At 59.6% G+C, this 11144-nt stretch carries 7 protein-coding genes; 4 read left to right on the plus strand and 3 right to left on the minus strand.

The window, feature by feature from the left end; all coding sequences use genetic code 11:
• Nucleotides 1-28: 28 nt before the first annotated feature.
• The 3 genes from GS620_RS05510 to GS620_RS05520 form a co-directional block, all read right to left on the minus strand.
• Nucleotides 29-2446: an FAD-dependent oxidoreductase gene (locus GS620_RS05510; RefSeq protein ID WP_171614530.1), complete on the minus strand. Its 2418-nt coding sequence runs from the start codon at nt 2444-2446 to the stop codon at nt 29-31.
• A gap of 28 nt (nt 2447-2474) precedes the next feature.
• Nucleotides 2475-3725 (minus strand): aminotransferase class V-fold PLP-dependent enzyme, encoded by a 1251-nt coding sequence (locus GS620_RS05515; protein ID WP_171117950.1) that lies wholly within the window; start codon nt 3723-3725, stop codon nt 2475-2477.
• Nucleotides 3726-3966: 241 nt separating this feature from the next.
• On the minus strand, nt 3967-6441 hold the full coding sequence (locus tag GS620_RS05520) for a CoA transferase (protein WP_171614532.1): 2475 nt from the start codon (nt 6439-6441) through the stop codon (nt 3967-3969).
• Between the two features lie 640 nt (nt 6442-7081).
• Here GS620_RS05520 and GS620_RS05525 point away from each other — a divergent pair.
• From GS620_RS05525 to GS620_RS05540, 4 genes are all read left to right on the plus strand, one after another.
• The gene (locus GS620_RS05525; protein ID WP_171614534.1) at nt 7082-8188 is read left to right on the plus strand and encodes a saccharopine dehydrogenase family protein; all 1107 of its coding nucleotides are present in this window, start codon (nt 7082-7084) and stop codon (nt 8186-8188) included.
• Nucleotides 8189-8206: 18 nt separating this feature from the next.
• Complete coding sequence (locus tag GS620_RS05530) at nt 8207-9703, plus strand: aldehyde dehydrogenase family protein (protein ID WP_171615262.1); 1497 nt, start codon at nt 8207-8209, stop codon at nt 9701-9703.
• A gap of 243 nt (nt 9704-9946) precedes the next feature.
• On the plus strand, nt 9947-10234 hold the full coding sequence (locus GS620_RS05535) for a hypothetical protein (RefSeq protein ID WP_171614536.1): 288 nt from the start codon (nt 9947-9949) through the stop codon (nt 10232-10234).
• A 7-nt stretch (nt 10235-10241) separates the two neighbouring features.
• Nucleotides 10242-11135, plus strand: coding sequence for a cyanophycinase (locus GS620_RS05540; protein WP_152460469.1), 894 nt, complete (start codon nt 10242-10244; stop codon nt 11133-11135).
• Nucleotides 11136-11144: the final 9 nt, after the last annotated feature.

Consider the following 11144-nt stretch of genomic DNA (forward strand, 5'->3'; position numbering starts at 1 on the left):
ATGAGCTTGATCGGGCGGGCCGGTTGTTTCAGCCGCGCAGCCTGCCGCCCAAAGGATCGAACGGCGCATCTGCCAGCACCCGAGCCTTATGCGGTTTGCCAATCACCTGGATCACCACTTCATCCCTTGGCCGCGCTACCTCGGGGTTGCGGAAACCCAAAGCCAGAGATTTCCCGACTGAATACCCGTACGCCCCCGATGTGACACGGCCGACAGGCACACCATCGGGTGTAAAGATCGGCTCACTGCCGGTGGCGTCGGCATCCTCGGTCACGTCCAGTTCAAAGATGGACAGGACCTCGCGCGGAGCTTTTTCCTTGATGGACAGATAGGCGTCTTTGTGCAGGAAATCCTTGTCCAGCTTGATCAGGCCCGTTAGCCCGACCTCTTGCGGCCAGTATTCTTGGGAATATTCCCGCCCCCAGGATCCATAACCCTTTTCGATGCGCAGCGACCCAAGCGCCCGTCCACCCACAGGGCCGCCACCGCAGTCTTTGGCGGCTTCGAGCAATGCAGAGTAAAGCGCGACCTGATCGGTTTCGGCGCAGTGCAGTTCCCAACCCAGATCGCCGGTAAAGCTGACCCGGATGGCCACGCAATCAACACCTGCTACGGTGATCTTCCGGGACCGCATGAAGCGGAACGCTGCGTTGGAAAGGTCTGCATTGGTCAGGCGCGCCAATGCCTCGCGTGATTTTGGGCCGGCGATGTTGAACCCGGCAATGCGGTCCGTTGCGACGTCAAGAGTTGTGCCCTGAGGCATTTCCACCATCTGAAAGAAGCGCTGATGATAGCGTTCAGCCATGCCGGAGCCAATCATCATGTATTCGTCTTCCGCCAGCTTGGTGATGGTGAAATCCCCCGCCACGCCACCGCGGACCGAGATCAGCGGCGTCAGGCAGCTGCGCCCAATTTCGGTCGGCACGCGATTGGCCACCAGGCGGTCCAGCCAGTCATAGGCGCCAGGCCCCTTGATCACGTAATTGGCGAAGTTCGAGATGTCGATCACGCCCACGCTGTCGCGCAGCATCTGAACCTCGCGCCCGACCGGATCGAACCAGTTCTGGCGGGTGAAACCAGTGGTGTCTTCGGTGCCGGGTTCATCGGCAAACCACAACGGGTGTTCCCAACCACAGTTGAGACCAAAGACACAGCCCATCTGTTTCTGCATCTCGTAGGCGGGACGCACACGAGCCGGGCGGCCTGCACTGCGTTCTTCATTCGGGAAGTGGATTTTGAACCGATGCGTATATGCGTCTTCGACCCGGGCCTTGGTGAACTTTTTGTCGGCCCAGTCGCCAAAGCGGGCGAGATCCCAGGCGAACATGTCATATTGCGGCTCACCCTCGATCATCCATTGCGCCGCCAGCAGCCCCAGCCCGCCGGATTGCGAGAAGCCGGGGATCAGACCGCCGCAGAGGAAATAGTTCTTCAGTTCGGGCACCAGCCCCCACAGCATGTTGGCATCGGGCGACCAGATCATCGGGCCGTTGATTACCCGTTTCACCCCGGCTGTGGCGGCAACGGGCACGCGTTCGGTGGCGCGGATCACGTTTTCCATGATCCGGTCCAGATCGTCGGGGAACAGATCATGCGCAAAGTCGAGCGGCGTGCCGTCTTCGGCCCAGAACTTCATGTCTTTCTCATAGGCCCCGATCAGCAGGCCGTTGCCCTCTTGTCGGAAGTAATACTCGCCGTCCCGGTCGGCGATTGACGGCAGACGACGGCCCAGACTGGCCACTTCGTCGATGCTTTCGGTCACGAAATACTGATGTTCGGTCGGTTGCAGCGGCAGGGTCAAGCCTGCCAGCGCCGCCACCTCGCGCCCCCAGAGGCCCGCCGCGTTGACCACCCATTGGGCATGAATGTCACCCTTGGGCGTACGAACGATCCAACTGCCATCGGGTTGCTGTTCCGTGGCGATCACCGGGCAGAACCGTTCGATGGTGGCCCCCATCGCACGGGCCCCGGCGGCATAGGCGTGCGGTACGCCGGACGGGTCCACATTGCCGCCATCAGGTTCGTACATGATGCAGCGGATGTCATCGAACTGCGCCAGCGGGTGCAGCTCTTTGGCCTCTTCCCGGCTGACCTCGTGAAAATTCAGCCCATAGAACCGGGCCTTCGCCTCTTGCAGGCGCAACTGTTGCTCGCGCTCTTCGGTCTGGGCCAAATAGAGCGATCCGGGCTGGAACACCCCGCAGCTTTGGCCGGTTTCCTTCTCCAGCTCTTTGTACAGGTTCATCGTATAGTGCTGGATGCGGGTGATGTTGTTGTTGTCATGCAGACCGTGGATGTTGGCCGCCGCGTGCCAGGTCGATCCGCTGGTCAGCTCGTCGCGTTCCAGCAGGATGGAATCCGTCCAGCCAAGCTTGGCAAGGTGATACAGAATCGACGTACCGGCAAGGCCGCCGCCGATGACAACAGCTTGTGCATGGGTTTTCATGAGGGAATGTCCTTGGATATGGCGCGGCTCAGGCGGCGATTTCTTTCATGACGGCAAGGAATTTGGCGACTTCGCCGATCGAGTTGTAGTGACACATCGAGACCCGCACACAGGCATCATAGCCAAGCGGTGTCAGGATATTGCCGGAATAGTGATCCGCCTTGCGCAGATGCGTGCGGATACCGTGTTCGTTCAGCCGTTTGACGACCTCGGACGAGGCCACGCCTTCGACACGCAGCGATACCAGACCTTCTCGCACCGGGTTGTCGGCCCCGCCCAGAATGGTGACTTTTTCCATCTCGGCCAGACCGCTCAGGTTGCCGGTGCCATGGATCATCGCGTCGGTCAGCGCCTTTTCCTGCGCATGGATCGCGTCACCCGCCGCCAGAAACTTGCCGCGCCGGTCTTCGGCATCGCTGACCTGACTGCCCAGCCATTCGAAATAGGATACGACGTCGGACATCGTGGCATAAGCTCCGGTGTCGCGCGTGCCCATTTCCCAGTTGTCCGCGGGGCCATCCAGCAAGGCGTTGTGCTCCAGCGCGGTCAAGCGATCAGAAATCCACGCCACGCCGTAGCCATGACGCGAAAACACCTTGTAGGGCGAAATCACATAACCATCGACGTCATAGGCGGTCAGATCGATCCGGCCATGCGCTGCGTGCTGAATGCCATCGACGATGATGAAACAATCCGGAGCCACGGCGCGGATGGCCTGAGAAACGGCAGCGACGTCAACGCCCATTCCCGTCACCGGCGAGGTATGCAGGATCGTCGCCACTTTGGTATCCGGTGTCACGGCCACGGCATAGGCTTCGGCCGAGACGGTACCGGTGGCGTCATCATGGGGCACCAAAACGTGGGTTTGCCCGGAAATGCGGGCCCAACGATCACAGGCCGAACGCGTCGCCGGGTGTTCCAATGTTGATCCCAGCACAACGCCCGGACCCGTTCCCAGACATGCGTTCATGATCAGCCGGAACAACAGCTCTGTACCGCTTTCACCCACAAAGAACTGCCCGCCGGGTGCGTTCATGAAATCCCGCATATCCGCCTTGGCCGCGTTGATCGTGGCGACCAGCGCATGGGATCCCGGATTGTCGCGCCCCTGGTTGTCCGGGATGGCGGCGTAACGAACCGAACTTTCCAACACTGAATTCAATGTCAGTGCGCCTCCGGCATTCTCGAAAAAGATCCGCTCACCCTGTTCGGGGCAATGATCGATCTGGGCAAAGCGGCTGCGGATTTGGTTCAGCAGGCTCTCTGATATTTGGCTCATGGTCAGTGGTTCTTGTTTCGTTGTGTGTGCAAAGCTGTGCTTTGCCGACCCTAGGACGGTTCTTGCCGCAAGACATGCAAAAAAAACTGTGGCAAAGCGGTAGAATATTCTGTGCAAGTCGCGCGGGTGCCAGCCCAAAGCTTATCACGACGGATACCACCCTTCGCCGGGCCGGGGACCCCGTGCCTGCGGCGGCGGATGGCATATCTTCTTGATTTCCGAGCCATCTGTGGCTGGTCGACTACTCGGGCAAGTACTTTTCCGACCAGCTTTCGGCGGCCGATCCAGCAGAGATCATCGCGTCGATATCCTCATCTGCATAACCGACGTTTCGCAGAATGCTGCGTGTATCCGCGCCGTATTTCGGCATCGGTCCGGGAATGACGATCCGGGCGCGTTCGGGTCGCACGGCGTTTGGGGCAACCAGATCACACCACCGGCCCATTGGATGCATGTCATGCCGAATGACGCTGAACGTTCCCCGCATCAGGTCGATATTCCCGGCACTTTCCGGCTGCAACACGGCGTCGCGCGTGTCATGCAGCGATCCCAGAGGCATGACAGTGCTGGCGGAACCGGAAAACGCCTTTTGCCAGTAATCAACAGGTTGCCTTGCAAAATGATCCGCAAGCGCATCCGGCAATTCCTTCTCCGGTGTATCGGCCACGCTGGCGAGGTCCGAGACACGGCGCAGGGCTTCGCGTTGTTCGGTGGGTGCGGCAAAGAACATCCACCCGTCCGCCGCGCGGTAACAATGGTAGAATGGTCCCCAGCCCATAGCTGCGCGCCCGGCTGGTTCGTCAAAGGGCGCGCGGCCTTCGAAATCATACATCAACTGCGCCTGAATGAGGTTGCCGGCCGCCGCCAACGCCGCCCGCGCAATCCCGCCTTTGCCGGTTTTCTGCAATCTCAGCAGGGCCGCGCCAAGCGCAACACACGCGCAATAGCCGGTCAGAACGTCAATCGTACCGAAATGCGCATGCTCTTCGGGCGTGGCCATGCCACCGCCAAAACGCACCATGACCCCTGTCGCCGCCTGCGCCAGGTCGTCATACCCCAGATGGTCCGATTTGGGTCCGCGCGCTGGACCGCCAAAGGCATCAAGTTGCACCAGTATGAGGCGGGGGTTGACCGCCGCCAACTCTTCCTCGTTCAACCCCAGGGCATCGCGCTGCTCATCCGTGCCGTTCATGGTGATGACATCCGAGGAGTCGATGAGCCGTCGCAACGCCTGCTTCCCGTCATCCGAGCTCAGGTTCAGCAAAACGTTTTGTTTTCCGCGATGTGCGTGCAGACCGAAAACCACGGTGTTCCACGGATCGACTGATGGCTCTGCCGGCTGAACGGAAGTCACCTGAGCGCCAAATCGCGCCAGCGTGGACCCGATCGTCGGACCGGCGATCACGTTGGTCAGGTCCAGCACCTTCAGCCCTTCCAGCCAGCCCTGGTTGCTTGCGGCTGGTGGTCCGCTGCGCGGCGGTTCGGCAAGGATCGTTGAAACGGGTGCGTCATCGGGATCGGGGCTCGGTTTTTTGACCAGCGCAGCGCCATCATCCGCAAGCCACGCAACATTTCCCATCTGCTTCATCTTCCCATGACGCGGGTCTTCGACCTCCAACACCAGACCCGAGGCCAAAGCGTGCGGATCGGCCAGCCATTCCTTGCTGAACCGTTGCGCCGTTCCGGGCGCCTTGGCGGACCCGAAAAGGGCTTCCCACTCATGAGAGGGCCTTGTCAGAAAGGCCTTTTTCATCGCCTCGGACACACGCGTGCGATCCCTTGCTCCGACGGGGTAGTTGCGCAGCGACCATTCATCCGGCCAGTCTGCGGTATCGAGATAGGCGTCGAAGTCCGGCAATTGATCGGCAAGGTCTTTGAGGCCAAGCGTCTCCAACACCCGCCGGGGATGTGTTTTTACACTGCCCGCGACCACATAGAATCCGCGCCCGTCGGCGCAGGTATAAGTTCGATAGAAAGGGTCCAGGAACTCTTCCAGTTCCGCAAAGCTCAGATCCGTTGGCAAGCCTTCGGCTGCGCGCCTGTCAAGTTCCACTTCGCGAGGGGACTTGTAGCGTTTGGGATAGTCTTCAATCTGCTCACAGTTATACACCAACCCTTCCAGCAAGGCCGAAGCCAGAGGCACCTCGATGTGATCGCCTCCGTTCCGGTCGCGAGCAGCCAAAGCGAACTGCGTGGCCATCGCGCCGAACGAAGCGCCATAGGCAGATGCCAGCGTCAAAGGTGAAAAGGATGGGTTGATGCCCATCAGGCGCCGGTTCAGCCCCATATCCGTGAATTGCCCGGTGCGGGCCGCGATCACGGCTTCCCACGCCGGAAGATCGGCCAGTGCGGGGTCGGTTGAGGCAAACCCCGGCAATGACAATGACACGATGCGCGGATTTATGTCGCGCAGAGCTTTCGGACCCAGGCCCAGCCTCTCCATCACGCCGGGCCGGAAGTTCTCGATCACCACGTCAGCCCGCGCCACAAGTTCGCGCGCGACCTGAAAACCCCCTTCGGATTTGAGGTCGATCGTCACGGCGGTTTTGCCGCGTGACAGCATGTCAGTGGCCGGTTCTTTCAATCGCGGGCCACCGGGCGGGTCGATGCGGATCACCTCTGCCCCCAAATCAGCAAGCATCATGCCAACCAGTGGACCAGCCAGGTATTGGCCAAAATCGAGAACACGAATATGATCGAGCGGCCTTGCAGTCATCCGTTGTGACCCTCCCAGGGTGTTTAGTGTGTTTGTTGCGAAGCGGCGTGCAGGCAAGAGGTCACAACGCCCTTCCCGGAACAGGCTGAGTTTTCAGGCTTGGGACATAACGCGATCAATGCAACACCTGCCCTTGTTCAACACGCGACAAGGCGGCCACGACCGAGCTTCACAGCCTTCTCCGGCGACCGCTGGGCGTACCATGCAGCCGAGCAATGCCAAGAAGTTGTTCGATTTGACCAAGCCATGTCGCAAACGAGAAACATCGCTCAAAAATCCGCGTGTGCCGCATACTTGGAAGCGCTCCGAGGCCCGGATGGAAGCGGATCAGTCGCGTTGCAAGATCACCGGACTGTTGCGCCCGGCAGTCAGAAAACAAGTTATTGGAATCGCTTAAGAACGTGGAGCTTCCCAAGTGTCGGGCGCCACAAGACAAAAGGTCACGGCGCAATCGGCCAAGGGCCACGTTGGCACGTGGCAGGACCTGTCGCGACACATGGCCGGCAATTGCGCTTCCGATAAAATATCTCATTTTCCGCCAATATGACGGCCACATACATCAATTCGTCAAATTGACACCTATGAATTGTCGAGGCCGCGCGTCACGCTTGGAACAGGATGGGAAACAGCGGAGATCTTTATGTCCTGGAATGTGTGCGTTGTCGGCGCTGGAAAGATCGGACAGATGATTGCAACCCTGTTGAAAGGGTCGCCGAATTACTCTGTGATGGTCGCTGATCACGATCTGAAAGCGCTTGGTGATATCTCGAAGATGGGCATTGGAACCAGACAGATCGATGCCAATGACGCGGACGGGCTGGCCCGGGAACTGACCGGTTTCGACGCAGTCATCTCGGCAGCGCCGTTCTTCTTGACCCCTTCGATCGCCAAAGCGTCCAAAGCGGCGGGGGCGCATTATTTCGACCTGACCGAAGATGTTGCGGCCACGAATGCGGTACGTGAACTGGCCGGGGACAGCGCAACTGCGTTTATGCCGCAATGCGGTCTGGCGCCAGGTTTTGTCGGCATCGCCGGAGCGTCGCTGGCGGCGGAGTTTGACGAGATTGACAGCCTGCACATGCGGGTGGGGGCATTGCCGCTTTATCCGACCAACGCGCTGAAATACAACCTGACCTGGTCCACCGACGGGTTGATCAACGAATATTGCAACCCATGCGATGCCATCGTGAACGGCAAGCTGGTCAAGACCGCGCCGTTGGAGAACTACGAAATTCTGGGCCATGACGGCGTGGAATACGAATGCTTCAATACCTCTGGCGGTCTGGGCACGTTGCCGGAAACGCTGGAGGGCAAGGCGCGGGATGTGTCCTATCGCTCGATCCGCTATCCGGGTCATTGCGATATCCTGAAGCTGCTTTTGAACGATCTGGGACTGGAACGCCGCCGCGACCTGCTGAAAGAGATATTCGAGGCCGCCCTGCCCCGCACCGATCAGGACGTGGTACTGGTATATTGCACCGCAAAAGGCGTCATTGATGGCGTGCTGCGCGAAAAGTCCCTGATCAACAAATCCTTTGCCCGCACCATCAATGGACAGGTCTGGAGCGCCATTCAGGTCACGACCGCCGCAGGCGTGCTGGGGGTGGTCGATCTGATGCGGATCGGAGTGCTGCCCTCGAAAGGCTTTGTCCGGCAGGAACAGGTCAAGCTGGACGATTTCCTCAACACTGAGTTTGGCCAGCTGTATCGCGCTGGCGACGTCACCGAACAGAACAAGGCGGCCTGAGATATGAAAGACATCGTAATGACAGCCCAAACCACGCTTGCAAACCTGGATCTGACCGAGGCCCAACTCAAAGGCGGCACGCTCAAGGTCACGTCGCCGATTGACGGAAGCCTGCTGGCCGAAGTGCACGAGACGCCGATCTCGGACATGGACGCCATCTTTTCCCGTGCAAAGGCCGCGTTCAGGGAATGGCGCGTGGTCTCCGCCCCGCGCCGGGGTGAACTGATCCGCCTGTTGGGTGAAGAGCTGCGCGCGGCCAAGGATGATCTGGGTGCTCTGGTCAGTTGGGAAGCAGGCAAGATCACCTCGGAAGGTCTGGGCGAAGTGCAGGAGATGATCGACATCTGTGACTTTGCCGTCGGCCTGTCGCGTCAGCTTTATGGTCTGACCATCGCGTCCGAACGTCCAGGCCACCGGATGATGGAAACCTGGCATCCTGCTGGCCCGGTTGGTGTGATTTCCGCGTTCAATTTCCCTGTCGCGGTTTGGTCGTGGAACGCTGCTCTGGCCCTCGTATGCGGTGATCCGGTGATCTGGAAACCGTCCGAAAAAACCCCGCTGACGGCGCTGGCCTGTCAAAAGGTTTTCGAACGCGCCCTGGCCCGGTTTGGCGATGCGCCGGACGGTCTTCTGCAAACGCTTATCGGTGGCGCCGATCTGGGAGAAAGACTGGTGGCCAGTGAAGATGTTCCGGTGATCTCGGCCACGGGATCGACCCGCATGGGCCGTGCTGTCGCCCCCATCGTCGCACAGCGCTTTGGCAAGTGCATTCTGGAACTGGGTGGCAACAACGCAATGATCGTCGGCCCTTCGGCTGATTTGGAGATGGCGGTGCGCGCGATTGTCTTTTCGGCAGTTGGTACCGCCGGTCAACGCTGCACCACGCTGCGTCGCCTGATCGTGCACAACTCGATCCGCGAAGAACTGGTGAGCCGTCTGAAAAAAGCCTATTCGGGTCTGCCCATCGGCAATCCTCTGACAGACGGCACGTTGGTTGGACCGCTTGTGGACGAAGCGGCGGGCGCGGCGATGACCGCGGCTTTGAAAGCGGCCGAAGCGGAAGGCGGTTCGGTGTTCGGCGGCAACCGCGTTACCGAAGGCGTTCCGGCAGGCGTATACATGGAACCTGCGATTGTCGAAATGCCGGGTCAGACCGCGACCGTGAAAACCGAAACCTTTGCGCCGATCCTATACGTCATGGGCTATGACGATTTCGACGACGCGGTAGAGCTTCAGAATGACGTACCGCAAGGCCTTTCATCCTGCGTGTTTACCCTGAACATGCGCGAGGCCGAGCAGTTCCTGTCCGCAGCCGGATCCGATTGCGGAATTGCCAACGTCAATATCGGGCCCTCAGGGGCAGAGATCGGTGGCGCCTTTGGCGGAGAGAAGGAAACCGGCGGCGGGCGCGAAAGCGGTTCGGACGCGTGGAAAGCCTATATGCGCCGACAGACCAACACCGTGAATTACTCGGCCGAACTTCCACTGGCCCAGGGCGTCAAATTCGACATCTGAGTGTCGCTGGATAGTTGTCGGGCAAAAACTTGAAAAGCCCGCAAAAACACCACCCGGGACGACCAGTCCCGGGTGTTTGTTTTTACCTATATGTAGAAGCCGTGTTCAGGCTGCGGGTTTCGATGTAGACGCTGCGGCGGTCATTTCGATGCAGATGGGTTGTCGTGAATGTCGCCAGGGCGGCGGCAACGCGCGTATCGTTTCCATGATGGCGATCCGACGCGTTTCGGCAGGAGGCCATCCGTGACTTCGAGCAACCTCATAGATCGGGGAATGTCCCTGTTCGATGCGCGTGCGCCATTCACCTCAAACGTGACCGATGCGCTAGAACCGTATCGCAATGGGCGCCTGAAGGCGGAAATGGACGGCGATCTGGTGGTTCTTGACGAAAACCTTGCTGTACGGCATGTGATGGCCGGGGGGGGGGAGCAGCATGTCCGCGAAGGCCAAATAGCCCGACGTGGCATGCATGAACAGTTCAAAGCGTCCGCGCGGTCCCCGGTGACTGCCCGCTTCAGCACCGGAAGGTAGTTAACACATGTGCCCTGCACCCATTGATGCAGAGACCCCACGCGGGTTCATTATCCCGATCGGGGGCGGCGAAGATCGCGTCAAGGAAATGCAGATCCATCGCAAGTTCGTTGAGCTTTCCGGCGGCAGCGATGCCGACATCGTCGTGATCCCGACAGCCTCGATGCTGGAAGAAACCGGGCCCGATTATAACCGTATCTTTTCCGAACTGGGTGCGGGCAAAGTAGAGTTCCTGCCTATCTCGCGCAGGGCGGATTGCGACAACCCCGAGTATGTCGAGATGCTTGATCGAGCGACCGGAGTTTTCATGACAGGTGGAAACCAGTTGCGCCTGTCAGCGATTCTTGGGGGAACTCTGGTCGCCCAAAAAATCCGCCGGCGGAATGCAGCCGGTGTTCCGGTTGCCGGAACTTCGGCGGGTGCTTCGATCATGTCTGAACACATGGTTGCAGGTGGCAGCAGCAACTCGGCTCCGGCGGAAGGCAACATTACACTTGCACCAGGTATGGGCCTGACCAATGCCGTCATCATCGATCAACATTTCACCCAGCGTAACCGTCTGGGTCGCCTGCTAACGGCTTCATCTTTCAACCCATTTTTGATTGGTTTGGGAATTGACGAAGATACGGCCGCCTTCATTGGGCCCGACAATGTCTTTGAAGTCATCGGCAGCGGCTCGGTTACTGTCGTGGATGCCAGCCAGTTGACTCATTCATCAATGTGGGATGCCCGGCGGGGCGAAGCGCTTAGCCTTCTGGGACTTCGGCTTGACGTTCTGGGTGAAGGGTGCCGTTATGACCTGACGGCTCGCCAGGCTTTTCCGCCGGATGAGCATTTGGCGTTCTGCACCTTGCCGGATTTGTCCGGGGAAGAGGCCGCCAACGGGGGGAATAAAAGCTAACCAACGGGG

It is taken from the genome of Ruegeria sp. HKCCD6428 (assembly GCF_013110595.1).
In the GTDB taxonomy this organism is placed as follows: Bacteria; Pseudomonadota; Alphaproteobacteria; order Rhodobacterales; family Rhodobacteraceae; genus Ruegeria.

What these genes read in the sequence shown, in the direction of transcription:
- GS620_RS05540 (WP_152460469.1), top strand. Translation starts at nt 10,242, where the DNA reads ATGTGCCCTGCACCCATTGATGCAGAGACCCCACGCGGGTTCATTATC.
- GS620_RS05530 (WP_171615262.1), top strand. Translation starts at nt 8,207, where the DNA reads ATGACAGCCCAAACCACGCTTGCAAACCTGGATCTGACCGAGGCCCAA.
- GS620_RS05525 (WP_171614534.1), top strand. Translation starts at nt 7,082, where the DNA reads ATGTCCTGGAATGTGTGCGTTGTCGGCGCTGGAAAGATCGGACAGATG.
- GS620_RS05510 (WP_171614530.1), bottom strand. Translation starts at nt 2,446, where the DNA reads ATGAAAACCCATGCACAAGCTGTTGTCATCGGCGGCGGCCTTGCCGGT.
- GS620_RS05520 (WP_171614532.1), bottom strand. Translation starts at nt 6,441, where the DNA reads ATGACTGCAAGGCCGCTCGATCATATTCGTGTTCTCGATTTTGGCCAA.
- GS620_RS05515 (WP_171117950.1), bottom strand. Translation starts at nt 3,725, where the DNA reads ATGAGCCAAATATCAGAGAGCCTGCTGAACCAAATCCGCAGCCGCTTT.